The 25,244-nt window shown below is 70.3% G+C and carries 21 protein-coding genes and 1 pseudogene; 15 read left to right on the top strand and 7 right to left on the bottom strand.

What is annotated here, in order from left to right; all coding sequences use genetic code 11:
* Positions 1-625 precede the first annotated feature (625 nt).
* Together LV75_RS33995 and LV75_RS33990 are read right to left on the bottom strand one after the other, a co-directional pair.
* Positions 626-1,594, bottom strand: coding sequence for a helix-turn-helix transcriptional regulator (locus LV75_RS33995; protein WP_253891650.1), 969 nt, complete (start codon positions 1,592-1,594; stop codon positions 626-628).
* A gap of 226 nt (positions 1,595-1,820) precedes the next feature.
* The gene (locus LV75_RS33990) at positions 1,821-2,951 is read right to left on the bottom strand and encodes a PucR family transcriptional regulator (protein WP_253891649.1); all 1,131 of its coding nucleotides are present in this window, start codon (positions 2,949-2,951) and stop codon (positions 1,821-1,823) included.
* A gap of 233 nt (positions 2,952-3,184) precedes the next feature.
* On the opposite strand from LV75_RS33990, the gene LV75_RS33985 reads away from it, so the two are divergent.
* From LV75_RS33985 to LV75_RS33940, 10 genes are all read left to right on the top strand, one after another.
* Positions 3,185-4,003, top strand: a complete 819-nt coding sequence (locus LV75_RS33985) for a hypothetical protein (protein WP_253891648.1) — start codon at positions 3,185-3,187, stop codon at positions 4,001-4,003.
* A gap of 15 nt (positions 4,004-4,018) precedes the next feature.
* Complete coding sequence (locus LV75_RS33980) at positions 4,019-5,131, top strand: ABC transporter ATP-binding protein (protein WP_301320302.1); 1,113 nt, start codon at positions 4,019-4,021, stop codon at positions 5,129-5,131.
* A 145-nt stretch (positions 5,132-5,276) separates the two neighbouring features.
* On the top strand, positions 5,277-5,999 hold the full coding sequence (locus LV75_RS33975; protein ID WP_253891671.1) for an MlaE family ABC transporter permease: 723 nt from the start codon (positions 5,277-5,279) through the stop codon (positions 5,997-5,999).
* Positions 5,999-6,808 carry an MlaE family ABC transporter permease gene (locus LV75_RS33970; protein ID WP_253891647.1) on the top strand — a complete coding sequence of 270 codons (810 nt, stop codon included), beginning with the start codon at positions 5,999-6,001 and terminating at the stop codon, positions 6,806-6,808. Before LV75_RS33975 ends, LV75_RS33970 begins: the two co-directional genes overlap by 1 nt.
* Positions 6,805-8,007, top strand: coding sequence for an MCE family protein (locus tag LV75_RS33965; RefSeq protein WP_253891646.1), 1,203 nt, complete (start codon positions 6,805-6,807; stop codon positions 8,005-8,007). The genes LV75_RS33970 and LV75_RS33965 overlap by 4 nt, the downstream gene beginning before the upstream one ends.
* Positions 8,004-9,026 carry an MCE family protein gene (locus tag LV75_RS33960; RefSeq protein ID WP_253891645.1) on the top strand — a complete coding sequence of 341 codons (1,023 nt, stop codon included), beginning with the start codon at positions 8,004-8,006 and terminating at the stop codon, positions 9,024-9,026. Before LV75_RS33965 ends, LV75_RS33960 begins: the two co-directional genes overlap by 4 nt.
* On the top strand, positions 9,023-10,015 hold the full coding sequence (locus LV75_RS33955; protein WP_253891644.1) for an MCE family protein: 993 nt from the start codon (positions 9,023-9,025) through the stop codon (positions 10,013-10,015). The genes LV75_RS33960 and LV75_RS33955 overlap by 4 nt, the downstream gene beginning before the upstream one ends.
* Positions 10,015-10,986: an MCE family protein gene (locus LV75_RS33950; protein WP_253891643.1), complete on the top strand. Its 972-nt coding sequence runs from the start codon at positions 10,015-10,017 to the stop codon at positions 10,984-10,986. The genes LV75_RS33955 and LV75_RS33950 overlap by 1 nt, the downstream gene beginning before the upstream one ends.
* Positions 10,986-11,951, top strand: a complete 966-nt coding sequence (locus tag LV75_RS33945) for an MCE family protein (RefSeq protein ID WP_253891642.1) — start codon at positions 10,986-10,988, stop codon at positions 11,949-11,951. The genes LV75_RS33950 and LV75_RS33945 overlap by 1 nt, the downstream gene beginning before the upstream one ends.
* Positions 11,951-13,138, top strand: a complete 1,188-nt coding sequence (locus LV75_RS33940) for an MCE family protein (protein ID WP_253891641.1) — start codon at positions 11,951-11,953, stop codon at positions 13,136-13,138. Before LV75_RS33945 ends, LV75_RS33940 begins: the two co-directional genes overlap by 1 nt.
* A gap of 822 nt (positions 13,139-13,960) precedes the next feature.
* On the opposite strand, the gene LV75_RS33935 is transcribed toward LV75_RS33940, so the two are convergent.
* Positions 13,961-14,398, bottom strand: coding sequence for a hypothetical protein (locus LV75_RS33935; protein WP_253891640.1), 438 nt, complete (start codon positions 14,396-14,398; stop codon positions 13,961-13,963).
* A gap of 444 nt (positions 14,399-14,842) precedes the next feature.
* Between LV75_RS33935 and LV75_RS33930 the strand changes: the two genes are divergently transcribed.
* Both LV75_RS33930 and LV75_RS33925 read left to right on the top strand, forming a co-directional pair.
* Positions 14,843-16,189, top strand: a complete 1,347-nt coding sequence (locus LV75_RS33930) for a helix-turn-helix domain-containing protein (RefSeq protein ID WP_253891639.1) — start codon at positions 14,843-14,845, stop codon at positions 16,187-16,189.
* Positions 16,190-16,271: 82 nt separating this feature from the next.
* Positions 16,272-17,555 (top strand): PucR family transcriptional regulator, encoded by a 1,284-nt coding sequence (locus LV75_RS33925; RefSeq protein WP_253891638.1) that lies wholly within the window; start codon positions 16,272-16,274, stop codon positions 17,553-17,555.
* On the opposite strand, the gene LV75_RS33920 is transcribed toward LV75_RS33925, so the two are convergent.
* Positions 17,485-18,621, bottom strand: coding sequence for a hypothetical protein (locus LV75_RS33920; RefSeq protein WP_253891637.1), 1,137 nt, complete (start codon positions 18,619-18,621; stop codon positions 17,485-17,487). The two genes, LV75_RS33925 and LV75_RS33920, sit on opposite strands and share 71 nt — an antisense overlap.
* A gap of 124 nt (positions 18,622-18,745) precedes the next feature.
* Between LV75_RS33920 and LV75_RS33915 the strand changes: the two genes are divergently transcribed.
* Together LV75_RS33915 and LV75_RS33910 are read left to right on the top strand one after the other, a co-directional pair.
* Positions 18,746-19,402 (top strand): class I SAM-dependent DNA methyltransferase, encoded by a 657-nt coding sequence (locus tag LV75_RS33915; protein WP_253891636.1) that lies wholly within the window; start codon positions 18,746-18,748, stop codon positions 19,400-19,402.
* 92 nt (positions 19,403-19,494) lie between these two features.
* The gene (locus LV75_RS33910) at positions 19,495-20,760 is read left to right on the top strand and encodes a PucR family transcriptional regulator (protein WP_253891635.1); all 1,266 of its coding nucleotides are present in this window, start codon (positions 19,495-19,497) and stop codon (positions 20,758-20,760) included.
* Between the two features lie 58 nt (positions 20,761-20,818).
* Here the strand turns inward: LV75_RS33910 and LV75_RS35980 are convergent, their stop codons facing one another.
* The 3 genes and pseudogenes from LV75_RS35980 to LV75_RS33900 form a co-directional block, all read right to left on the bottom strand.
* Complete coding sequence (locus LV75_RS35980) at positions 20,819-21,094, bottom strand: proprotein convertase P-domain-containing protein (RefSeq protein WP_372504302.1); 276 nt, start codon at positions 21,092-21,094, stop codon at positions 20,819-20,821.
* A gap of 129 nt (positions 21,095-21,223) precedes the next feature.
* Positions 21,224-22,024: pseudogene (locus tag LV75_RS33905) on the bottom strand (S1 family peptidase); the annotation flags it as partial.
* 68 nt (positions 22,025-22,092) lie between these two features.
* Positions 22,093-23,754 carry a M14 family metallopeptidase gene (locus tag LV75_RS33900; RefSeq protein ID WP_253891633.1) on the bottom strand — a complete coding sequence of 554 codons (1,662 nt, stop codon included), beginning with the start codon at positions 23,752-23,754 and terminating at the stop codon, positions 22,093-22,095.
* A gap of 552 nt (positions 23,755-24,306) precedes the next feature.
* Here LV75_RS33900 and LV75_RS33895 point away from each other — a divergent pair.
* Positions 24,307-25,212, top strand: coding sequence for an XRE family transcriptional regulator (locus tag LV75_RS33895; RefSeq protein WP_253891632.1), 906 nt, complete (start codon positions 24,307-24,309; stop codon positions 25,210-25,212).
* Positions 25,213-25,244 lie beyond the last annotated feature (32 nt).

Below are 25,244 nucleotides of genomic sequence, written 5' to 3'. Positions count from 1 at the left end.
ACGACCGTTCGAGGGCGAGTTGTCCACAACGTCGTCCGCTGCCCACAGACGCTGATTGCTGCTCCAGTTTTGTCGGTGCTGCTCGGTAGGCTGTATATCGGGGGCTCTTGCGGCGGATGATCTTGTCGGGGCTTTGTGGCGGGTGGTTGTCCACAACGTCTTCTGCTGTCCACAGGGCGTTGGTTGCTGCTCCCGGTTTGTCGGTGTGCGTCGGTAAGCTGTGTATTTGGGGGCTTTCGATCAGGTTGATCTTGACGTCAGCCGTGGTTGGGAGTGCGGGGCAAGGGATTCGGGCCTCCGCCTTCGGCTCCGGTAGCCGCCTCGTCGCCTGGCGGCAACATCGGCGCAGATCCGCGATTTTCGAGCTTTGCTCGATGGGGCGAACTTGTTTTGCGTGGGGCCCCTACGACACCCGTGGCAGGACCGCAAAGCAGGGGCCGAAAAGCATGGCCCTGTCCGCTACCGACGCTACGGCTGCCGTCCCCCCACACAAAACAAGTCCGCCCCATCGAGCCGGCTTGGCACCAGCGACTCCGAGGAGCGCGGGGTGATCAGGTGGGTTGGGGCGGACCTGACGGCAGCCGGGAGGGCACCTTGGCTCGAGAGCGGGGCCCGCACCGGGGTCCTACAGCCAGCCGCGCCGCGCGGCGAGGAGGCCTGCCTGGAAGCGGGTGTCAGCGCCGAGCGTCGTCATCATCTCGCCGATTCGGCGGACCACGGTGCGTTGGGCTACGCCGAGGGCTCTGGCGATTGCCTGGTCCTTGAGGCCCGCGGCCATCAGCGACAGCACCTGCCGGTCGCGTTCGGACAGGGTGGGGGTTCGTTCCGCGGTGCCGCCCAGGACCGGGGCGGCTTGGTCCCAGAGGGCCTCGAAGCACATGACCAGGCCCTCGACCAGCGGGGCGGCGTGCACCAGCAGGCGGGTCCTGGTCTCGGCGGAGGCGAACGACACCGGCATCAGGGCGATCTGGCGGTCGACGATCATCATCTTCATCGGGGCCGAGGCCAGGGTCCTGGCCTGCTCACCGGCCTCGATGCAGGCCATCATCTGCTCGTAGTGACCGGGCAGCGCCAGCGCGGGGCCGTGGTACAGCGAGCGGTAGCGCACACCCCGGCCCAGCGCGATGAGCTCCTGGTCGTTCTGCACCGGGGTGCCGTGCAGGTACGGCGGCGCGTCGATGATCAGCACGTCCTCGCGCGCGCCCAGCTGCAGCTGCGCCAGCCGGTGCTGGATGGCGTCGTTGCCCTCCAGGATCTCCACCAGGCTCGACTCGGCGGAGGCGGGTGTCTCGCGCAGCCGCAGCGCCAACTCCCTGGCGGCGGCGCGCAGGCCCTCCAACTCCTGCTGCCTGCGCGACACCAGGGCCTCGATCGAGACCTCCGGCGGCGCCACCACGTACCGCATGGGCCGGGCGAGCAGGGTGGACACGAGTCCGGCCGCGGTGAGGGTGCGCAGCGCCCGGCGGACGGCGGGCAGCGGGAGCTCGGCGGAGTCGGCGATGTCCTGGGCGGTGCCGCGCGGGGTCGTGGCCAGGGCGAGGTACACCGCGTTGTCCGTCTCGCTGAGGCCGACCGGCCCTAACAGGTGCGCCATAGCGAGACCCTAGTCGCGCGCGCCGCGCCATCACAGCCCCTCGGGGCGGGTGCTGTGAAAATCCACCGGTGTCCTGATCACGCCGTTGTCCTGTTGCGCCCTCGTTCCCCCGCCGCGACCCGGGCAGGCTGGAGCAGCGCGATCAACCTCCTCGAAGTTCCTGCTGAAAGGCCCTGCCATGTCCCACGCGAACCGACGCACCCGCCGCCCTGCCCGGGCTTTCGCGTCAGCGTGATCCGCCGCTGGGCTGCCCACGCCCGGGCAGCCCAGTCCAGCGGGGACCCACCAGCAGCGCCTGGCCGCGCAGCGCCATCTCCAGCGCCAGCCGCCGCGGCGGGTCGGCCAGGTCGGGGCCGAGCAGGCGGGTGAGGTGGCGCACCCGGTAGCGCACGGTCTGCGGGTGCACGTCCAGGTGGGTCGCGATCTCGCCGACGCCGCCCCGGGTGCTCAGCCACGCCCGCAGGGTCGCGGTGAGCCGGTCCCGCTGCCTGGGGGTGAGCCCCGCCAGCGGCGCGAGGGTCCGCTCGGTCAGCCTGGCCAGCAGGAACTCGTCGGACATCAGCAGCAGCGCGGCCAGGTGGTCGGCGCAGCGCAGCACCCCGGTGCCGGGCAGCGCACCCCGGCGGACCAGTGCCACCGCGCGTCGGGCGCACAGCAGCGACTCGCGGGCGTGCTCGGGCGGCACCGGCGGCCCGACGACGACCAGCCCGGTCAGCCCCGGTGGGACGCGGTCGGCGGGCACGAGCAGGCACGGGTTGTCCGGGTCGACGAGCCCGTCGGTGTCGACGTCCTGGGCGTGCTCGAGCAGGACCACGCAGACGCGCTCGGGCAGCGGCCAGTCGGCGGCGGCCGCGAGTTCGGCGATCTCGGCCGCGCTCCGCTCGCAGGCCAGCAGCAGGTGCAGCAACCGGCGCCTGCGCTCGCGCAGCACGTCGTCGGCCTGGTCCCGGGCGGCGGTGTACCCGGCCAGCGCGGTCGCGCACAGGTCATCGACGTGGGCGAACACCAGGTCGGCCAGGGTGAACAGCACGCCGGTGGGCACACCGGTGCTCCGGCCGACCTCGCTGAGCCGCCGCCAGAGGACCCGGGCGCCAATTCGCACCGCGGTTTGCAACGCGTCTAGATCGCGTCCCTGCGCGTACTCGACCCGGCCCGCGTATCGCAATGCTGCTGTCGCGTCCCCGTCCGGTCGCACCGCCGCCGCGACCGCCGCAACAAGCACCCGGCTGTCCGCGTATTCCGGCACCGTGGCCCTGATCTCCGCAACGACGTCGGCCACCAGGTCGGTGTGCCGCAGCCGCGCGGTCAGCTCGGCGGGCACCGCGGCCCACAGGCCAACCGGCCGCTCGCTGGTCATGGCCCTCCCGACACCAGGTGGGTGTTGCCCGGCCGACGATAAATATCCGGTGTCCCGGGTGTCAACGATCTCCGCGGGACAAACCCGAACGCCGTTCTTGCGCGGCCGGTGACAATTCCCGCTGCCGTCGAACCGCGTCGTTGTCGTCGTGGTGACCCGCTGGTAACGTCGCGGCGTGCGGCGCTGAAAGCGTTGTGGTGCAACAGTTTCCGGCATTCCTCGAATGGGGCCCGATGGGTTTCTCCGGTATTTCCCGAATGGCGCTCGCCGCCCTGGCCGTCGTGCTGGCCGCCGGGGTCGGCGTGGTCGCGGTGCCCGCGCGGGGGCGCACCGCGGCGCCGGGCGGCCTCGGGTGCGCGCTGCCGGGCGGGGAACACCTCGACGTGCTCCGCGCCGGTCAGGCCACGATCTCCTGCACCGCCAACGCGGGGGAGGGGACGCCGGGGGCGGTCGACATCACGCCCGCCATCGCGGACCCGCCGCCCGGGTTGCCCTACAACTTCGACCTGACCGTCACCACGCGCCTGGCGAAGCTCAACTCCGACGTGGTGATCGGCCCCGGCTCGTTCAAGTCGGTCATCGGGTTCCTGCCCGGCCCCGACGGCCGGTTGCCGCTCACCGGCGACCTCTCGCTGCCGCCCGCGCAGGCGTACCTGGTGGTGTTCCGGTTCATGCCGGTCACCAGCACCCTCACCCTCGCCCCGGTCGGCCAGGCCACCGGCAGCGCGGTGCTCACCATCGACGGCACACCCAACGCCAACGCCGACATCGACGTCGTCCTGCGGGTGGACCTGAAGCTGTCGGAGGTGCTCCAGGACGGGGTTGCGCTGCACGTGGGCGGGAGTTGCCGCACAGCCACCCCGATCGACATCCGGCTCAAGGGCAAGGTGCTGGTGGTGCCCGGCTCGGTCAGCACCCTCACCAGCACGATCACCATCCCGCCGTTCACCGGCTGCGGCACCACCGAGGACCTCGACCCGCTGATCACCGGACTGGTGTCCGGGCCGGGCAACCAGCTCACCAACCGGCTCGTCACCCGGCCGCCAGTCTGACCACGTGGAGGTGTCATGGGCGTCGAGGTCGTCGTTCAGGGACTGGGCAAGTCGTTCGGCGCGCAGGCCATCTGGCGGGACGTGACGCTGACCCTGCCCGCCGGGGAGGTCAGCGTCCTGTTGGGACCGTCGGGCACCGGGAAGTCGGTGTTCCTCAAGTGCCTGGTCGGCCTGCTGCGCCCGGAGCGCGGCCGGGTGGTGATCAACGGCGTCGACCTGTGCTCGTGCGCCGAACGCGACACCTACGAGATCCGCAAGCTCTTCGGCGTGCTGTTCCAGGACGGCGCGCTGTTCGGCTCGATGTCGGTCTACGACAACGTCGCCTTCCCGCTGCGCGAGCACACCCGCAAGAGCGAGAAGGAGATCCACGCCATCGTCATGTCCAAAATGGACATGGTCGGCATGCGCGGCGCCGAGCGCAAGCTCCCCGGGGAGATCTCCGGGGGTATGCGCAAACGCGCCGGTCTCGCCCGCGCGCTGGTCCTCGACCCGCGCATCATCCTGTGCGACGAGCCGGACTCCGGCCTGGACCCGGTCCGCACCGCCCTGCTCAGCCAACTGCTCATCGACCTCAACGCCCAGCTCGACGCGACGATCCTGATCGTCACCCACAACATCACCGTGGCCCGCAGCGTGCCGGACAACCTCGGCATGCTCTTCCGCCGCGAACTGGTCCTGTTCGGCCCCCGCGAACTCCTGCTCACCAGCGACATCCCCGTCGTCGCCCAGTTCCTCAACGGCCACAAGGAAGGCCCCATCGGCATGTCCGAAGAGAAGGACAGCGCTGATTTCTCCGCCCGCCCACCCGGTGCCGATCCCTCCGCCCGCCCACTCGGTGCCGATTCCCCCGCCCGCCCACCCGGTGCCGATTCCCCCGCCCGCCCACCCGGTGCCATCCCGGAAACCCTGGTCCCCCAACTGCAACCCACCCCCGGCCTCCCACCCCGAGACGCCGTCCGCCGACGCAAGCTCCGCCTGCTCCAGTCCCTGGACACCCTCCCCACCCCCGCCCGCGAAGGCGTCCTGGCCACCATGACCCGCGAAGACCTCGACCACTACGACACCTGGCGCCGCCGGACCTCGGCCATCCCCATCGCCACCCACCACCCCCGAGGCGGTCCCAGATGACCCCGTCCACCCCGCGCCGCCCCACCTCCAAGGCAGTTCCGGCCCCAGCGCCAAGCCCATCGGCCAGACCCCGAAGCGGTGCGCGGTGAGCGCCCCGGCTCGCGCCGTCACCGGTGTCCTGCGGGAGTTCGGCGGGCTCTTCGCCATGGCGCTCGACGTCGTTGCCGGGATGTTCCGCCGTCCCGTGCAGGGGCGGGAGATCGTGCGGCAGTTCTGGTTCATCGCGAGCGTGTCGATCCTGCCCGCGGCCCTGGTGGCCATCCCGTTCGGCGCGGTGATCACGTTGCAGCTCGGGTCGCTCACCGCGCAGATCGGTGCCGATTCCTTCAACGGCGCCGCGAGCGTCCTCGTCGTCATCCAACAGGCCAGTCCCATCGTCACCACCCTCGTCGTGGCGGGCGCGGGCGGCTCGGCCATCTGCGCCGACCTCGGCTCCAGGACCATCCGCGAGGAGATCGACGCCATGCGGGTGCTCGGGGTGTCGCCGATCCACCGGTTGGTGGTGCCGCGGGTGATCGCGGCCACGGCGGTGGCGGCGCTGCTCAACGGGATGGTCAGCGTCGTCGGCGTGTGCGGGGGCTACTTCTTCAACGTCGTCGTCCAGGACGGCACGCCGGGTGCGTTCCTGTCGAGTTTCTCCGCCCTGGCGCAGTTGCCCGACCTCTGGGTGGCCGAGATCAAGGCGCTGCTGTTCGGTTTCCTCGCGGGCCTGGTCGCCGCCTACCGCGGGCTCAACCCGCGCGGCGGCCCCAAGGGCGTCGGCGACGTGGTCAACCAGTCCGTGGTCATCACCTTCCTGCTGCTGTTCTTCGTGAACTTCGTGATCAGCGTGGTGTACCTGCGAATCGTCCCGGCGAAGGGGGCCTGATGATCACCCGCGCGGCGGGCGCGCTCGAACGCCTCGGCGACCAGCTCCGGTTCTCCCTGCGCGCCCTCGCCTGGATCCCGTTCACCCTCACCCGCTACTCCCGCGAGGTCGTCCGCCTGCTCGCCGAGGTCAGCTTCGGCAGCGGCGCGCTCGCGGTCATCGGCGGCACGATCGGCGTGATGGTCGGCCTCAGCGTCTTCACCGGCACCGTCGTCGGCCTGCAGGGGTTCGCCGCGCTCAACCAGATCGGCACCTCCGCCTTCGCCGGGTTCCTCTCCGCCTACTTCAACACCCGCGAGATCGCCCCCTTGGTCGCCGGGCTCGCCCTCTCCTCGACCGTCGGGTCCGGGTTCACCGCGCAGCTCGGCGCGATGCGCATCTCCGAGGAGATCGACGCGCTGGAGGTGATGGCGGTGCGGTCCATGCCGTACCTGGTCACGACCCGGATCGTCGCGGGATTCGTCGCGATCATCCCGCTTTACGTCATCGGCCTGCTCACCTCCTACCTCGCCGCCCGCGTCACCACCGTCGGCGTCTACGGCCAGTCGGCGGGCACCTACGACCACTACTTCTCGCTGTTCCTGCCGCCGGAGGACGTCATCTGGTCGTTCGTGAAGGTGCTCGTGTTCAGCGTCGCGATCATCCTGACCCACTGCTTCTACGGCTACCGCGCCGCCGGGGGCCCGGCCGGGGTCGGTGTCGCCGTTGGCCGCTCGGTGCGGACCGCGATCGTCGTGGTGTCCATTCTGGACTTCTTCCTCAGCCTCGCGATCTGGGGCGCCTCGACGACGGTGCGGGTGGCCGGATGAGCCGCCGCCTGCGCGACCAGGCGCTTGGCCTGGTCTTCCTCCTGGTCCTCGGCGCGCTCGGGTGGCTCGCCGTCGCCATCTACGCCAAGGACTTCACCTCCGCCGCTGTGGTGACCCTGCGCGCGGACCGGGTCGGCAACCAGCTCAAGACCAACGCCGACGTCAAGGTGCGCGGTGTGGTCGTCGGCAGTGTCCGCGCCGTCCGCACCACCGGGGACGGTGTCTCCGTCGAACTCGCCATCGACCCCGACCGGCTCGGCGACCTCCCCAGCAACTCCACCGCCCGCCTGCTGCCCAAGACCCTCTTCGGCCAGCGCTACGTGAGTCTGGTCCTGCCCGACGACCCCGCCCGCCCACTCGCCGACGGCGACGTCATCCGCCAGGACACCACCACGCGCGCCATCGAGGTCGAGAAGGCGCTGCGCGACCTCATGCCCGTCTTGCAGGCCGTCCAGCCGCACAAGCTCTCCAGCACCCTCGGTGCCCTCTCGCAGGCGCTCCAGGGCAGGGGCAAGCCGCTGGGGGAGACCCTGGTCGGCCTCAACGACTACCTCGACCAGCTCAACCCGACGCTGCCGCGGATCCAGGCCGACATCACCGCGCTCGCCGACACCTTCGCCGTCTACGAAACCGCCGGACCCGACATCGTCGACGCCTTGGCGGACCTCACCGTCACCACCAAGACCTTCGCCGAGCAGAAGGACAGCGTCGCCGCCCTGTTCGACACCATGACCGACACGGCCGCCGACCTCGAGGGCTTCCTGAAGGCGAACCGCGCCAACCTCATCGGCCTGTCCGCCGCCAGCCGCCCCACCCTCGAACTGCTGGCCCGGTACTCGCCCGAGTTCCCCTGCCTCACCCAGGCCGCCGTCGCCCTCAAGCCGCGCATCGACACCGCGCTCGGCAAGGGCACCAACGAACCCGGCCTGCACGTCAAGCTCACGGTCAAACCCGGCCGCGGCCCGTACCAGCCCGGCCGCGACGCCCCCGCCTACACCGCGACCGGCGGCCCCCGCTGCTATCCCGCCGGACTCGGCGCGGGTGGCGTGGTCCCCGCTGTCGCGAACTCCCCGCAGGAGGGCCGGTTCATCGCCGAACTTCTGGCGCCGGTCGCGGGCGTCACCCCGGCAGAGGTGGGCGACTGGGGCGGATTGCTGGTGGGACCGCTGCTGCGCGGCGCGGAGGTGGAGCTCTCATGACCGGCGACCTGCGCGGACCGCTGCTCAAAGGTGCCCTGTTCACCGTGGTCACTGTTCTGGCGACCCTCGTTCTCGGTGTCACCATCGCCAACAAGGGCACCGGCGACACGGCCACCTACCAGGCCCGCTTCACCGACGTCACCTCGCTCAACCCGGGCGACGACATCCGCATGGCGGGGGTCCGGGTCGGGCAGGTGCGCGGCATCTCGGTGGTGGACCGCCGGTTCAGCGAGGTCGAGTTCGACGTGGACCGCCGCTACGCACTGGCCCCCTCGGTGACCGCGACGGTCCGCTTCCGCAACCTCATCGGCCAGCGCTACATCGCTCTCGACCAGGGCATCGGCTCTGGAAAGCTGGCCGAGGGCGCCACCATCCCGTTGGAGCGCACCAGGCCCGCCGTCGACCTCACCGCCATGTTCAACGGGTTCAAGCCGCTGCTGCGAGCCCTTTCGCCCGACGACGTCAACAAGCTGTCGATGGAGATCGTCCAAGTCCTGCAAGGCGAAGGTGGCACGGTCGGTGACCTCGTGCGCCACATCGGCTCCCTGACCACCACGCTCGCCGAGAAGGACGACGTCATCGGGCGGGTGATCGGCAACCTCAACACCGTCTTGTCCCAAGTGGATGCGAAGGACGACCAACTGTCCACTTTGGTGCTCACGACGCAGCAGCTGGTCAGTGGACTGGCCAAGGACGCCGAGCCGATCGGTGACGCCATCGACGGCATCGCCGCGCTCACCAACGCCACCGCGGGACTGCTTGAGCAGGGCCGGGAACCACTGCGCCGTGACATCGACGCACTGGGATCGTTGTCGAAGTCGTTGGCGGACAACACCCCTGAGTTCGAGAAGTTCCTCACCGCGCTCCCGGTCAAGTACGAGGCCATCGGCCGGACCGCCTCCTACGGCTCTTGGCTCAACTTCTACCTCTGCTCGGCCACCACCGACGTCGCCCCCGCTCCCGGCCAGGGCCCAGGCGACATCGGTATCCCGATCACCGACGCGAGGTGCCGCCCGTGAAGCCCTTCCAGGAACGCGACCCCGTCCGGATGGGCCTGGTCGGCGCGCTGCTCATGGCCCTCATCGCCCTGCTGGTCTTCAGTTGGGACCACCTGCCCGCGCTCGGCGGGACCACCTACACGGCGCATTTCCGCGAAGCCGCTGGGCTCAAGCCGGATGACGAGGTCCGGGTCGCGGGCGTCAAGGTCGGCGTGGTCACCAAGGTCGAGCTGACCGGCACCCACGTCACCGTCACCTTCCGCGCCAAGGACGTCTGGCTCGGCGACCAGACCGTGGCCGCTGTCAAGATCAAGACACTGCTCGGGCAGAAGAACCTCGCGCTGGACCCGTTGGGCACCGAGGAACTCGACCCCGAGACCCCGATCCCGCTCGACCGCACCCTCACCGCCTACGACGTCAACGACGCCTTCGCCGACCTGGCCAAGACGACCGGCGAGATCGACACCGGGCAACTCGCCGAGAGCTTCCGGACGCTGTCGCAGACTTTCTCCGCCACCACCCCCGGCAGCGTCCGGACCGCGCTCGACGGCCTGTCCCGGCTCTCGCACACCATCGCGGGCCGCGACCAGGAACTCAAGCGGTTGTTGGCCAGCACCAAGGGGATCAGCCAGACCCTGGCCGAGCGCGGCGACCAGTTCCAGGCGCTCATCACCGACGGCGACACCCTGCTCGCCGAGTTCGCCCGCCGCCGCGACGCGATCAGCGGGCTGCTCACCGGCACCAGGGACTTGGCCAAGCAGCTGTCCGGCCTGGTCGCCGACAATCAGCAGCAGCTCGCCCCCGCCCTGCGGCAGTTGGAGCGGGTCACCGAGGTGCTGCGCCGCAACCAGGACAACCTCGACCGGAGCCTGCGCCTGGCCGGGCCGTTCTACCGGCTCGTCGGCAACGCCGTGGGCAACGGGCACTGGATCGACAGCTACATCTGCGGCCTCATCCCGGTCGCCGACGGGTCCGCGGGCTGCGTCCCGCCCAAGCCGGGGGGACGCTGATGACCCGCCGCCTGCTCAAGTTCCTCGCGCTGGGGGCGGTGTCGGTGCTGCTCGTGGTCGTCGGCACGGCCGCCCTCTTCGACACCGGCCGGTCGCGCACGCTGACCGCCTACTTCGCCGCCGCCGTCGGCCTCTACCCGGGATCCGACGTGCGGGTCCTCGGGGTCGCCATCGGCACGGTCGACACCGTGGAGCCGCTCGGGCCGAACGTGCGGGTCACCATGACCATCGACGCCGCCGCGCCGGTCCCACCCGACGCGACCGCCCTGATCATCACGCCGAGCCTGGTCAGCGACCGCTACCTGCAACTCGCGCCGGTGTCCACCGACGACCGGCGCATCGCCGACGGGGCCGTCATCCCGCAGACCCGCACGGTCGTGCCGGTGGAGCTCGACGAGCTGTTCGCGAGCCTGGACGGGCTCACCACCGCCCTCGGCCCGCAGGGCGCCAACGCCGACGGCGCGCTCAGCGACCTGATCCACACCGGTCAGGCCCAGTTGGACGGCAACGGCGCCGACCTGGGGCAGACAATCCGTGACCTCGGCGATCTCGCCCGCACCCTCAACGGCTCCCAAGACGACCTGTTCGGCACCGTCGACGGCCTGGCGAGGTTCACCGCCGTGCTGGCCGCCAACGACCGGCAACTGCGCCAGGTCAACGAAAGGCTGTCCACGGTCACCGGTTTCCTCGCCGACGAGCGCGCCAACTTCGACGCCGCCCTGCACGAGCTGGCGGGCGCGTTGAGCGTGGTCCAGGGGTTCGTGCGCGACAACCGCGGTCTGGTGAAGTCCAATGTGGACAACTTGCTCACCACGACGAAGGTGTTGGTGGATCAACGGGCCGCACTCGCCGAGGCGCTCGACGCCACCCCGCTCGCCCTGTCGAACCTGTTGCGCGCCTACGACCCCGCGACGCGCACGATCGACGGCCGGGCGAACCTGAACGAGTACTCCACCCCCGGAGGTCGTTGATGCGAGCGCTGATCCTGGTGGTCGTGACGGTGTTGGCCTCCGGCTGCGGTTCCGGCCTCTACGGGGTCGACCTGCCCGGCGGCGCCGACGTGGGCGACCACCCGTTCCGCGTGACGGCCGTGTTCCGCGACGTGCTCGACCTCGTGCCGCAGTCGGGGGTCAAGGTCGAGGACGTCGCGGTCGGCGAGGTCGAGCGGATCGAACTGGCGCCGGACGGTCGTTCGGCGCTGGTGACGATGGTGGTCAACGGTTCCGTGCGGCTCTCGGGCACCGCGCTGGCCCGGTTGCGGCAGTCGAGCGTGCTGGGGGAGAAGTTCGTCGAGCTGGACGACCCGGTCGAGCAGGCCCGCGAAGGCGCCCTGGCCGATGGCGCGGTCATCCCGTTGGAGCGCACCAACCGCAACCCGGAGATCGAGGAGGTCTTCGGCGCGCTCGCGATGCTGCTCAACGGCGGCGGTGTCGCACAGTTGCGCGACATCACCCGTGAACTCAACGCCGCGCTCGGTGGGAACACCGACGACATCCGGTCCCTCTTGTCCAATTTGGACACATTCGCCGCCGGGCTGGACACCCACCGCACCGAGATCGTCCGCGCGCTGGACGGCCTCGACCGGCTGTCGGCGTCGCTGGGGGAGCGGGCGCCGCGGATCGCGGGCCTGCTCGACGGCCTCGGGCCGGGCATCCAGGTCTTGGCCGACCAACGCGGCCAGTTCGTCACGATGCTCACCGCGCTGGACTCGCTCTCCGGGGTCGCGACCGACACGGTCACCCGGGTGCGGGCCGACCTGGTGGCCTCGCTGCGGGCGCTGGAGCCGACCCTGCGGCAGCTGGAGAAGGCCGGGCAGCAGTTGCCGCAGGCCATGGACCTGCTGTTCACCTTCCCCTTCACCGACGCCGCCCTCGACGCGATCAAGGGCGACTACCTCAACACCCACCTGTCCTTCGACTCCCGCGGGGGCCGCTGATGCTCACCCGCCGGGTTCGGGTCCAGGTGGCCGCGTTCGCGCTCATCGCGTTGGTCGGCGTGAGCTACGTCGGCGCCCGCTACGCGGGCCTCTTCGGCGTCAGCGGCTACGTCGTGAAGGCCCGCTTGACCGACTCCGGCGGCATCTTCACCAACGCCGAGGTCACCTACCGCGGCGTCGGCATCGGCCGAGTCGGCGAGCTCCACCTGGTCCCCGACGGCATCGAGGTCGACCTCCACCTCCGCGACGACGCACCCCCCGTCCCCGCCGAAGTCGACGTCGTCGTCGCCAACCGCTCCGCCGTGGGCGAGCAGTACCTGGACCTGCGCCCCCGCCGCGACGGCGAGCCCTACCTGCGCGAAGGCTCGGTCATAGCCCGCGACCACAGCCGCCTCCCCCTCCCCAGCGAAACCGTCCTCCTCAACCTGGACCGCCTGGTCGAATCCATCCCCGGCGACGAACTCCGCTCGGTGGTCGACGAGCTCTACCTGGCCACCCAGGGCACCGGCCCCAGCCTCCAAGCCCTCCTGGACGCCGCCACCAGCTTCACCCAAGCCGCCACCGCCCACCTCCCCCAAACGGTCTCCCTGATCACCGACGCGGGCACCGTCCTCACCACCCAAGCCGCCCAGTCCACAGCCATCAAAGACTTCGCCGCCAACACCAAACTCATCGCCACCCAACTCTCCCGCTCCGACGGCGACCTCCGCACCATCCTCACCACCGCTCCCGCCGCAGCCACCGAAATCAGCACCCTCCTCCGCGACACCGGCCCCACCCTCAGCACCCTCTTCGCCAACCTCCTCACCACAGCCAACGTCCTAGCCCCCCGCCACCCCGCCCTAGAACAACTCCTCGTCGCCACTCCCCAGGCTTTGGCGGCCGCCACCGACGTAATCCGCCCTGACGGCGCCCACTTCAGCCTCATCACGACGTTCTTCACCCCCATGCCCTGCACAAAAGGCTACGAAGCAACCCACTACCGCAACGGCCTAGATACAGCCCCCGCGCCATGGAACACCAACGCCCACTGCACCTTGCCGCCATCCATGGGCAACGTCCGAGGCTCGCAGAACGCCCCATCGCCAGGAATCCCCCCAGCCACCCGCCCAGGTGTGTTCACCCCGACCGCGGACGTTCCCCGAATGCGCAGCTCCCTTGCCGAGCTGCTCTCGCTCACCCCCTGACCAGAGGTGGCAGAACGGCACAGAACTGACACCGACGACCTCCAGCGCCCAGCAATCACCTGGGTGGGCTCGAGCCGAAGTTTGCTAGGCAGCCCCTGGACACTCGGACCCTGCGGTGCCACTCAGCTGCCGTCAGGTCCGCCCCAACCCACTTGCTCAGCCCTGGACACTCGGACTTGGCGGTGCCATCCCAGCCCACCCTCGTCTGCCCTGCCAGCCCAGTCCGCGCTCCTCGGAGTCGCTGGTGCCAACTGCTCGATGGGGCGGACTTGTTTTGCGTGGGGGGACAACACCCGTAGCGTCGTCAGCGGCAGGGCCTGCTTTTGGGCCCCTGCTTTGCGGTTCTGCGTCGGGTGTTGTAGGGGCCCCGCGCAAAACAAGTTCGCCCCATCGAGCTTTCCGCATTGTCGCGTTTCCCGCCGATGTTGCCGCCAGGCGACGAGGCGTCCACCGGAGCCGAAGGCGGAGGCCCCGAATCCCTTGCCCCGCACTCCCAACCACCGCATACGTCAAGATCAACCTGATCGAAAGCCCCCAAATACACAGCCTACCGCGCAGCACCGACAAACCAGGAGCGGCGAACGCAGCCTGTGGACAGCAGAAGACGTTGTGGACAACCACCCGCCACAACCCGCTCCCGCAAGATCAACTGGATCGAGAGCCCCCGATATACAGCCTACCGAGCAGCACCGACAGAAGAGGAGCCGCAAGCAGCGCCCTGTGGACAACCAGAACCGTTGTGGACAAGCCTCCGCACAAGCCCCTGCACAGAACACCCGCCGTGCGCAAGACCCGCCGCGCATACTCACAACCAGCCAACCACTAGATCACCCCATCCAACTCCCGGCACCCGCCCGCCTCCCGATAAGCATCATCAATCTCCCCGTTCTCCCGCAGATCCCGCAACGGCCCCCCACTCCCCGCCAACCCCTCCAACTCACTCCCCAATCCCACCACCACCCCCCGAAACGCCTCCGCATCCACCGCCGACGCCTCCGCCAACCGAGTCCGAGCCGACTCCACCGAAGTCCGCGCCCCATCAATCCCCGCTAACGCCTTGCTCACCGCCGCTTCCCCATCAACCACCGGCGGAGCGCCCGCAGCGCTGATCCCGTCCTCTACGGCCGTCAACGACTCGCTCAGCGTCTTCAAGAACGCCAGCAGTCCCTCCTTGGCCGCGACCGGATCGGCCAGATCCACTGCGGGGAGCTGCGACAACCGCGCACCGTTCACCACCATCGCCCGGCACACCCGCTCCACCCACCCCACCGCAGGGGCCTGAGGAGCAGCGGCAGGTGGAGCGGAACACCCCGCCGCCAAGATGAGGCCTGTGACGACACAGATGGCGGTGCGCATGGTGTCCTCCAAGGGGCTGGGTTGCCCGAACCGTACTGAAACCACCGCGCCCGCCAGAAGCCTCGCGCGCGCTTTTGTCACCCGCGTACAGAAACCACCGGTAACTTTGCGCGATCGCACAATCCGCGCTCTTGTCACCAGCGCACAAAACGGAGGTCCGGTTTCCACCGGGACCGCACCCCCGGTGCGCCGACTTCTGCGCCAGACGAGTGCTTTCGCCCCCGCGTGGCGGTTTTGTTTGACACGTCCGCGCGGGCGAACTTATGGTCGCTGACACAAATCGGTGCCCGAACGGCCGCGGTGGGTCGCAGGTTTTGTGCCTGACCCGAAGTCCGAAAAGGGGACGACATGCCAGAGGTCCGGTATCGCGGCGGGGGTGCGCTCGACGAGCGGGCCACGGCGTTGTGGGCGAGTCTGCCCAGGGAGTTGGTGGCGCGGTTCCGGCCGGTGGTCGGGCGACTCACCCAGGACATGATCCGGGAGATCCAGCGCGCGGTGCCCACCTACGCGCAGCCGTTGGAGGGGCACTTCGGGGCGATCATGACCGCGGGGGTCGAGCAGTCCGTGTTGCGCATCCTCGACACCGTGGGCATTGGCGGGCCGTCGGATGAGAACTGGGCCGAGGTGTTCCGCCAGCTCGGCCGGGTCGAGTTCGGGGAGGGGCGCAGCCTCGACTGCCTGCAGACCGCCTACCGGGTCGGCGGCAGGGTCGCCTGGCGCCACCTCGCCGCGTGGGGCCAGCAGCAGCAGCTGCCCACCGCGATGCTCACCGTCGCGGCCGAGGCGATCTTCGCCTACGTCGACGAGATCTCCACCCTGTCCATCGAGGGCTACACCGCCGCCCAGGCCCAGTCGGTCGGCGTCATCGAGCGCGGCAGGCGCAGGCTGGTCGAGCTCGTGCTCAGCGACCCGCCCGCGTCCATGGCCGCCATCACCAAACTCGCCGCCACCGCCCGCTGGCGCGTTCCCGACACCGTCGCCGTTGTTGTCGTCGAGCAGGCCGCCGACGGGGAACCCGATGTGCTCACCGGCCCGCACGACGCGGAGGTGCTCATCGACCTGGACCTCCCGTGCCTCGTCCTGCCCGATCCCGCGCGCCAACTCCGCGCCTTGCACCCGCACTTGCGCGGCCGCCGGGCCTGCGTCGGTCCGGTTGTCCCGTTGCGCGAGGCCGCGACCTCGCTGAACTGGGCCCGGCGCGCGATGGCGTTGGCGCGCAGGGGGATCATCGGCGGTGACGCCCCGCTCATCTGGTGCCACGACCACCTGTCGACGCTGTGGCTGCTGGCCGATGAGTTCCTCGTCCGCGAACTGCTCCGCCGCGCCCTCGCCCCACTGGCGGGCCTGACCGCCAAGCAGCGCGCCCGCACGGCCGAGACCCTGCTCGCCTGGTTGGAGACCAGGGGCAGCGCTCCCGAGATCGCGCACCGCCTCGACATCCACCCGCAGACCGTGCGCTACCGCATGCGCCAGGTGGAGAAGCTTTTCGGTGGCCACCTCACCGACCCCGACGCCCGGCTCGAGTTGGAGATCGCGCTGCGCGCCGACCGGCTGCTGCGCGCGGGCGAGCACGCACTCGATGAGCGAGCTCGTAGCGAGAAATCACGCGGTGAGAATCCGCGTGGTGACAAACCGCGCAGCAACAAAACACTTCCCAGCCCAACACGGCGGCGCCCCAACGCTGTCCACAGCTGACAATTGTCCAGCGGCGCCTCGGAAACCGCCTGACTACCCCGCTAGATTCGTCCACGGGCGAGAATCCACGGGGAGGCGCGCGGTGGCGGACAACGGGAGCGGGTCGCCGCTGCGGATCCCGTTCGATCCCTTGCTCTCACCCAACTCCGACCTGTGGTCGCAACTGCCCGCCGGTCTCGCCGAGGTGTTCCGCCCCGGTGTCCCCGATCTGATCGAGGAGATCCGCACCGAGATCAACCGCGCCATCCCGGCCCTCGCCGCGCGCGGCGGTGTCGGGAAGGCGGTCACCGGGGGGATCCAACAGGCCGTCCTGCGGTTCCTCGACCGCCTCGCCGACCCGGCCGCCGCGCACGACGACCGCGCCGAGCTGTTCCGCGAGTTGGCCCTGCACGACTTGCGCGACGGCCCGATCCTCGACGTCCTGCAGACCGCCTACCGAGTCGGTGCCCGGGTCGCCTGGCGCCGACTCGCGAAAGTCGGTGAAGACGCCGGTGTACCAACGGAAACGCTGTGCGTGCTCGCCGAGGCGATCTTCGCCTACATCGACGAGCTCTCCGCGCTCTCCGCTGAGGGCCACGCATCCGCGCGGGCGGCCGAGATCGGCGCCGTCGAACGCGGCCGCGGCCACCTGCTCGCCGCCGTGCTCGGCCCCGCCACCTCGGCCAAGGCACTCGCCCGGTTGGCGGCCGCCGCGCGCTGGCCCCTCCCGGCGTGGGTGGTCGCGGTCGCGCTGGATCCGCTCGACGACCCGGCCGAGTTGTCCACTGTGGACATCCAGGTGCTCGCCGACCTCGACGGCCCCCGCCCCTGCCTGGTGCTCGCCGCCGACGACCGGCACCTGCTCGACCGGCTCACCCCCGGCCGCCGCGCCGCCGTCGGTCCCGCGGTCCCGATCGGCGCCGCGGCCGACTCCTTGCGGTGGGCCAGGAGGACTCTCGCGCTGGTGCTGGCCGGTGTGCTGCCCGCCGCGCCGATCACCTGCTTCGACCAGCACCTGTCAGTGCTGTGGTTGACCCAGGACCCGGTGCTGGCGCGCGACATCGCCGACCGCGCGTTGGCGCCGCTGGCTCGGGTCGAGGGCCGCAAGCGGACCGCGCTCGACGAGACCCTGCTCGCCTGGCTGCGGACCCGCCGCGGCGCCGCGGAGATCGCGCAGGTCCTCGACGTGCACCCGCAGACCGTCCGCTACCGGCTCCGCCAACTCGACCGCCTCTTCGGCGACCGGCTGCGCGACCCCGACCAGCGGTTCGACCTGGAAGTGGCGCTGCGGGTGCGCGCCATCGGGACCATCGGGGCTACCGGGGCGGCCGGACCGTCCAGCGCAGCAGGACCTGCGGGGAGCCCGGCGTGCTCCCCGACCCGATGATCGTGCCGGTGTTGTTCAACGCGACCGGCGTCACGTTCGTCGCACTCGCGGACCCCAGGTCGTAAGACCGCCCGGCCCGCCACAGGAACACCCTGGTCTGCGCCCCATCCGGCGTCTTGGACCAGCCCACGACGTCACCGAGGTCGTTGACCGCCACCGCGGCGCTTTGGCCACCGGCGGGCGAACCCAACTCGATCGCCACCCCGTCCCGCCACAGCGTCGCCCGGCCGCCGGAGACCCCCACGACGTCGCCGCGCTTGTTGAGGGCCTGCCGGTTGCCCGACACGGTCGCGTCACCCGCCCCGGCCAACGCGGGCAGGGCGGTCACCTGCGTGCCCTCCCACCGCAGTCCCACGCCGCTCTGGTTGCCGACGACGACACCGTTGTCGTTGGCCGCCGACGGGATCGGCTGACCGGTGCCACCCGGGTTGGCGGCCAACCGCGCGCATCCCTGGGCGCCACAGCGGAAGGCGTAGGACTCGCCACCGAACATCGGCAGGAAGGTGCCCGCCGCGGTGCCGTTCTCCGTCACGATTCCCAATGAGACGTGCGGCCCGGACGTCGGCGCGGCCAGGCGTTTGAAGCCGCCGTTCTGCCAGAGGCCGATGTTCTCCATGTGGTAGCCCTGGACCGAACTCGGGTAGGTCACCGCCACGATTCCGCTGTCGGTGATGTCCCCGGTCGACACGTACGACCTCGACGGTCCCGCCAACACCGACTCGGTCCCGCCCTGCCAGACCTTGGGCGTGCGCTCGTAGGTCCCGCTACTGCCGGAGACGTACATGGTCCCCACGACCTGCCCCAGGTTGTTGATGCCGCTTGGCGACCCCAACCCCAGTTGGGTCACCGTGTCCCCTTGCCACAACAACGCCCGCGCCGAGTCGGCGTAGCCGGTGCCCACGATCTGGCCGCTGTCGTTGATGTCCTGCAACTCCACACTGGTGATACCTTGGGGCAACGGCAAGACGCCTTCGGACAGCAACGGACTGCGCAACGCCGCCTCCGCGGGCGCCCCCAGCAGCGGGACGAGAGCCACGACCACAGCACCAACCCAGAGACGCCTCATATCGGCCAACCTACCTGCGCGCCCTCTACTCCAGACAGCACCTGAACAGCCCAAATTTCGCCATCTCGAACCTCGAACCTCTTGCCCCACAAAGGATCTCGACCGGACGGCGTATGGTTCCGCCGTGACCGAGCACAACATCACCGAGCACAACATCACCGAGCACAACACCAGAGCCGCCTACGACGCCGTCGCCCCCCTCTACGCCGAGCTGTTCAGCGACGCGCTCCGCACCAGGCCGCTCGAACGCGCGTTGCTGGCCGCCTTCGCTGAACTCGTGCTGACCGCCGACTCCGGACCGGTCGCCGACCTCGGGTGCGGACCCGGCCACGTGACGGCGCACCTGCACGCGCTGGGGCCGCGCACCTTCGGCGTCGACCTGTCGCCCGAGATGGTCACCCTGGCCCGCCGAGCACACCCGCACCTGCGGTTCGACGAAGGATCAATGGCCGCCCTGGACTTCCCCGACGGAGCCCTCGGCGGCATCCTCGCGCTGTACTCGGTCATCCACACGCCGCCTCTTGAACTGCCGGTCGTCTTCGCCGAGCTCCACCGCGTGCTGGCGCCCGGCGGCCACCTGCTGCTCGGGTTCTTCGCCTGCGACGACGCGGTGCCGCTCGAGTTCGACCACAAGGTCACCCCCGCCTACCGCTGGTCACCCGACAGCCTCAAGGACCTGCTGCGCCAGGCCGGATTCGCGGAGGTCGCCCGCCTGCTGCGGGAGCCCTACGACGGCGAGCGGTTCCAGCAGGCCCACCTGCTGGTGCGCAAGCTGTCCTGACCGGTTTTGTGCGCGCAGACAACATCGACTGGACTTCGTTGACACCCCCGCGACCCGTTCTTAGCGTCGGAGAACACCTCCGGGGAGGGACGATGACGCTGGCGCACCAGGCAGGGGAGACCGCCGTGCCGCTGTGGGGGGCGGTCGTACCGGACCTGGCGCGGCGGGTGCGGCCGTTGGCGGGGACGCTGATCCGCGACGCCGTGGTCGCCATCCAGGAGGCGGTGCCGCAGTACCGGCGGCCGCTGTCGGGCAAGTTCCGGGAGGTCCTGGTCGGTGCCGTGCGGGCCGCTGTGCTGCAGTGCTTCGAGTTCATCGAGGACCCGGCCGCCAGCCGCGCGCAGTGGCTCGCGGTGCTGCGGCACGCGGGCCGGGTCGAGTTCCACGAGGGACGCACCCTCGACGCCCTGCAGACCGCGGTCCGCGTGGGGGCGCGGTCGGTCTGGCGCCACATCAGCGCGGCCGGGCAGGACCTGGGCATCGAGGCGGACACCCTGCTCGCGGTCGCGGAGGCGATCTTCGCCTACGTCGATGACCTGTGCGTGGTCGCGGCCGCGGGCTACACCGAGGCGCGGGCGGCCGCCGGGGGAGCGCACGACCAGTGCCGGAAGCGGTTGCTGCACGCCCTGCTCACCGACCAGCCCGCCAACCCCCACGCGATCACCGACCTCGCCGCGGCCGCCGACTGGCCCCTCCCCCCGACCCTGTGCGTCGTCCTGCTCGACGAGCCGACCGACCGCCTCCCCGCGGGCGCGCTCGTCGACCTGGACCGCCCAGACCCCTGCCTGATCATCGCCGCCCCGGTGGCTGATGTTCCGGCGAGCGCCATCGCCTCCCGGGCTGGTGTCGATACCGGAGCTGATCACCGGCCCACCCAGATCGACCTCGGTTCGGTCCGCGGTCCTGCTGACTGGGCGGCTCGTGTGGTCATCGGGCCCGCCGTCGCCGTCCACGACGTGCACCGCTCGCTGCGATCGGCTCGTCGGGCGCAGACCCTCGTCCACCGCGGTGTCCTGCCCGACGGCCCCGTGACCTGGTGCGATGAGCACCTCGCCACGCTGCTGCTGTTCACCGACGAGTCCTTGGTGCACCAGGTCGCCCGTCCCGTCGTCGCCGCGTTGGCCGGGCTCACCGACAAGCAGCGCGGCCGGATCGCCGAGACCCTGCGGACCTGGCTGCACACGCGGGGCGACATCGGCGAGACCGCCGCCCTGCTCGCCGTGCACCCGCAGACCGTGCGGTACCGGATGAACCACGTCGAGGCCCTGCTCGGCGACCGGCTGGCCGACCCGGAGCAGCGGTTCCTCATGGAGCTCACCGCGCACGTCTGGTCCGGAACGGGCGATGCCCCCGCCTGACGGTTCAGGCGGGGGCATCGTGTTCAGGCCGAATCAGACCGAATCGGACCGAACGGGACTAGAAGGTGAGCTTCCAGCTGTTGATGTAGCCGGTGTCCTGCCGGTAGGTGTCCTGGACCTTGAGCTTCCAGGTCCCGTTGGCCACCTCGGTCGAGGCGTTCACCGTGTAGGTCGCGACCACGTTGTCGGCCGAGTCGCTCGTGGAGGAGTTCTTCAGCCGGTAGGTCGAGCCGTCCGGGGCGACCAGGTCGATCAGCAGGTCGCCGCGGTAGGTGTGCACGATGTTGACGTCGACCTTGAGCGTCGCCGGGGCGTTGCCCGAGATGCCCGACACCGCGATGTCGCTGGTGATCGCCGCGCCCGCGTCCGGGATCTGCACGTCGTTGGTGTTCTCGAACGTGCGGCCCGACGGCGGGTTCGTGGTGGTCGTCGGCGGGGTCGTGGTGGTCGGCGGGGTGCCGCCGAGCTCACTGGCCTTCGCCGCGATCGCCGAGGACAGCGCGCTCACCTCGGCGTACACGCCGGGGTAGTTCGGCCGGGCGCAACCCTGCCCGTAGGACACGATGCCGACCTGCACCCAGTTGTTCGCGTTGTCCCGCCGGAACATCGGGCCACCGGAGTCGCCCTGGCAGGTGTCGGTGCCGCCCTGGGTGTAGCCCGCGCAGATCTCCACCGCGGACTTCAGGCTCGGGTACGCCGACTTGCAGGAGGAGTCCGACACGAACGGGACCTGGGCCTTGAGCAGGTACCGCTGCTGCGCGCCGCCCTCGGACGCCGCGCCCCAGCCCGCGATGCTGAACGTGCCGGAGTCGTAAGCGGTGCTGGTCGCGATGGGCAGCAGCGCGGCACCGGTGATCGGGCTGGACAGCTGGATCAGCGCCCAGTCACCGCCCGCCGAGGTCGAGTAGCCCGGGTTGCGGTAGACGTACTTCGACGTCCGCGTGACCCGGCTCGAGTCCTGCAGGTCGACCACGCCGTAGGTGGCGGTGATCCCGGTGTTGTTGCCGGTGCTGTTGACGCAGTGCGCCGCGGTCAGCACCAGGCTCTCCGAGTACATGGCGCCACCGCAGCCCATCGACAGCCGCACCATCCAGGGGAACTCCCCCTGGGCGGCGCGGGTGCCACCGACGACCTGCGGGCTCATGTCCGTGGGCGGCTGGGCGTCCGGGGACGCGGCGAGTGCCTGACCCGCCACGGCGGCAGCTGCCGCTACCGTCCCCACCGCCAACACCAGCGCCTTTTGGAGCTTGGTGATCCTCTTCAACGGTCTTTCCTCTCGTGTCCACACAGCACGGTGCCGTGCTGTAGCAGGGTGTGGAATCCAGGGGACGGCTAGAAGCTGAGCTTCCAGCTGTCGATGTAGCCGGTGTCGGACCGGTAGGTGTCCTGGGCGCGCAGCTTCCACGTCCCGTTCGCGACCTCGGTCGAGGCGTTCACCGTGTAGGTCGCGATGATGTTGTCCGCCGAGTCGCTGGTGCTGGAGTTCTTCAGCCGGTAGGTCGACCCGTCCGGGGCGACCAGGTCCAGCACCACGTCACCGCGGTAGGTGTGCTTGACGTCCACGTCGACCTTGAGCGCGGCAGGGGCGTTGCCGCTGACCCCGGTGACGGTGATGTCGCTGGTGATCGCGGCGCCCGCGTCCGGGATCGCCACGTCGGCGGTGTTCTCGAAGACCTTGCCGCCCGGGTCCGGCGGGGTGGTGCCGCAGGTCTTGCCGATCGCCCGCGGCGGGCAGTCGGAGTAGTCGAGCAGGTGCAGCACGGCCGCCTTGTTGCGCGCGGTCTCCCGGCTGATCACCTCGTCGGGCGGGTAGAAGCCGCCGCCCGCGGAACCGGTCGGGTACATCTCGAAGGTGAACGCCCAGATCTTGTGCGCGCCCCACAGGTAGTCGTCGATCGCCCCGTCGGTGATGTAGAGCGTCGAGTCCTGCTCCGGGGTGTAGCCGTTGGTCTGCGCCATCGACTTGCCCAGGGTCTGGAAGGTGTTGTACTCGTCGCGGGTCATGCCGGGCACGACCTGGTCGTAGGTCCAGCCGAACGGCCACATGACCAGCTCGCTGTAGGAGTGGAAGTCGATCGCGGTGCTGATCTGCTGCTTGCCGCCGACGTTGCGGCTCTTGACGAAGTTCTGCACGACCGACACCTCGGGCGCCGACCCGGGCGCCGGGCCGCGGTAGGTGTCGGAGCTGGGGCTGGTCGAGGAGCCGTTGCAGCAGCCCCACTTGAAGTCCCAGTTGCGGTTGAGGTCGGTGCCCACCGCGGTCGAGCCGGAGTTGGGCTGCCGGTTCTTGCGCCACGAGCGGTAGGAGCCGGTCGCGATGTCGTACTCGCCGCCGTCGGGGTTGAGGTCGGGCAGGATCCAGATCTCGCGCGAGTCGACCAGGCCCTTGACCCGGCTGTCGGTGGCGTAGCCGTCGGTGAACAGGTTCAGCAGGTAGATCGCCATCTCGACGGTGATGTGCTCGCGGGCGTGCTGGTGGTGGGTGAACAGCACCTCCGGCTCGTTCTCGTCGGTGGCGACGTTGTCGGAGATCTTGATCGCGTACAGGTCCCGGTTCTGGTAGGACTTGCCGATCACCTGCTTGCTGATCAGGCCCGGGTGGTCGGTGATCGCCTTGTTCAGCTCGGCGACCATCTCCGCGTAGTTGTGGTAGCCGGCGTCGGCGCTCGGGAAGTCGTTGGCCCCCAGCCCGCCGCGGTCGCTCGGCGGTGCGGCGTCGGCGACGACGGTGTAGCCGAGGGCGCGGATCTTGGCGACCTCGGTGGCGGTCGCGGTGATCAGCAGCCTGCTGTCTTCCTTGCCGTTGACCGCCGCACCGGTGGCGGCGATCGCGCTGCGTTGCTGGGCGGTGCGCACACCGGACACGGAGTACTCCGCGCTGGCGCGCGCCTCGGACGCTGCTGGCTGGCCACCGCTGGCGACACCGCCGGTGGACACCACCACCGCCGCCGCGACTGCCATCGCGGCGAACAAGGTGAATCGAGTGCGTTTCAACGTACCTCCCGCAGGGGGCGCCGCGAACGGCGCTGGAGGGTTTGCCGCGACCGGGCCGCACCCGCACGGTCGCGGCACCGATAGCGTTACCGGCGAATACTGGCCCCTCTGTCAGGGTCGCGGCAAGAGCGGGCAGGAGATGGGATGTTGCCGTTTCTTCCCATCTGTTGATCGGTCACTCTTCCCCCGTGGGAAATCGCGGGTGGCCACTCCAGTGTGCCCCCCTATCACCCGCACGGCAGCGCACGTTCGTCGTAGTGGTCCGGACCAACCGCTGGTCAGAACGGTGACAGACCGCGATCACGGCTGTTTGTCAACAGTGAAAACCCTTGCCTACCCGGTCGGCCGATACCGGGCGCCCACCTTGTCCGACTCCGGTTTCGGTATGTCACCGGCATTACCGGATCGGGTATCTCCATTCGGTGGAGGGCGTCCAGCACTAATAGCGCGGCGATTTCCGCGACCGCTGCCCCCCAAATCGAACGCGGTGCTGCCGATCGTGCAACGATCCACCCCTTCCGCTCCCGGCGGCGCTTGGCTACGTTCCGGTAGGTGGACCCGGCCCCGCACTGCTTCGCCGACGCCCTGCGCTCGGCCATCGCCGACAGTGAGATCACCCTCGAACGCGTCGCCGAGCAGCTGCGCGCGCGGGGAACCCCTGTCAGCCTCGCCACGCTGAGCTACTGGCAGACCGGTCGCAGCAGACCGGAGCGCCCCCGCTCGATCGCCGCCCTCGGCCACTTGGAGGACATGCTCGGCCTCGGCTCGGGTGCGCTGCGTGCGCTGCTCGAAGCACCCCGCCCGCGCGGCCGCTCCGCCAAGCGCACCCCCCGCCCGCTCGCCGCGTCCGCCCCGTGGGCCGACACCGCCGAGTTCCGCCGCTTGGTCGCCGAGCTCGACCTCAGCCAGGACAGCGCCCTCACCCGCCTCTCCGCCCACGACCGCATCACCATCGGCGCCGACCGAGCCAAGACCGTCCAGCGCACCCGCCAGGTCCTGCGCGCCGAGCGCGACGGCGTCGACCGCATCGTGGTCACCGGCTGGGCCGAGCGCGAGGGCGGCGCCCCGCCCACGCTCACCGGCACCCGCAACTGCACCCTCGGCCGCGTCAACGTCGACCTGCGCGGCGGCCAGGTCGCCGCCGAACTCCTCTTCGACCGCCCCCTCGGCCGCCGCGAGACGATCATCGTGGAGCACGAGTACCACCTGCCAACCCCGCGCCCCACCGCCTACGGCCACCAGCGGGTCAGCCGGATGCCGGTGCGCGAGTACCTGCTGGAGGTCCGCTTCGACCCGCGCGCGTTACCGCGCTACTGCGTCCAGTTCACCGAGGCGGGTGGGCGCGAACAGGTGCGCGCGCTGACGCTGGACTCGGCGTACACGGCGCACTCGATGGCGCTGGACCTGGAACCCGGGCGGCACGGGATTCGGTGGGCTTGGGGGGCGCCGGAGACGTGAACTCATCATTGAGGCGGGACGCCTCGGTGTCT

The organism is Actinokineospora diospyrosa, assembly GCF_024171925.1.
Classification (GTDB): domain Bacteria; phylum Actinomycetota; class Actinomycetes; order Mycobacteriales; family Pseudonocardiaceae; genus Actinokineospora; species Actinokineospora diospyrosa.
This window is presented reverse-complemented; position numbering and strand designations above follow the sequence as displayed.

Bases quoted from the DNA above. Each gene is read 5' to 3' on its own strand.
- LV75_RS33970 (WP_253891647.1), top strand. From the start codon at position 5,999: ATGATCACCCGCGCGGCGGGCGCGCTCGAACGCCTCGGCGACCAGCTC.
- LV75_RS33995 (WP_253891650.1), bottom strand. From the start codon at position 1,594: ATGGCGCACCTGTTAGGGCCGGTCGGCCTCAGCGAGACGGACAACGCG.
- LV75_RS33910 (WP_253891635.1), top strand. From the start codon at position 19,495: ATGACGCTGGCGCACCAGGCAGGGGAGACCGCCGTGCCGCTGTGGGGG.
- LV75_RS33945 (WP_253891642.1), top strand. From the start codon at position 10,986: ATGCGAGCGCTGATCCTGGTGGTCGTGACGGTGTTGGCCTCCGGCTGC.
- LV75_RS33990 (WP_253891649.1), bottom strand. From the start codon at position 2,951: ATGACCAGCGAGCGGCCGGTTGGCCTGTGGGCCGCGGTGCCCGCCGAG.
- LV75_RS33975 (WP_253891671.1), top strand. From the start codon at position 5,277: ATGGCGCTCGACGTCGTTGCCGGGATGTTCCGCCGTCCCGTGCAGGGG.
- LV75_RS33985 (WP_253891648.1), top strand. From the start codon at position 3,185: ATGGGTTTCTCCGGTATTTCCCGAATGGCGCTCGCCGCCCTGGCCGTC.
- LV75_RS33950 (WP_253891643.1), top strand. From the start codon at position 10,015: ATGACCCGCCGCCTGCTCAAGTTCCTCGCGCTGGGGGCGGTGTCGGTG.
- LV75_RS33940 (WP_253891641.1), top strand. From the start codon at position 11,951: ATGCTCACCCGCCGGGTTCGGGTCCAGGTGGCCGCGTTCGCGCTCATC.
- LV75_RS33960 (WP_253891645.1), top strand. From the start codon at position 8,004: ATGACCGGCGACCTGCGCGGACCGCTGCTCAAAGGTGCCCTGTTCACC.
- LV75_RS33920 (WP_253891637.1), bottom strand. From the start codon at position 18,621: ATGAGGCGTCTCTGGGTTGGTGCTGTGGTCGTGGCTCTCGTCCCGCTG.
- LV75_RS33980 (WP_301320302.1), top strand. From the start codon at position 4,019: ATGGGCGTCGAGGTCGTCGTTCAGGGACTGGGCAAGTCGTTCGGCGCG.
- LV75_RS33965 (WP_253891646.1), top strand. From the start codon at position 6,805: ATGAGCCGCCGCCTGCGCGACCAGGCGCTTGGCCTGGTCTTCCTCCTG.
- LV75_RS33930 (WP_253891639.1), top strand. From the start codon at position 14,843: ATGCCAGAGGTCCGGTATCGCGGCGGGGGTGCGCTCGACGAGCGGGCC.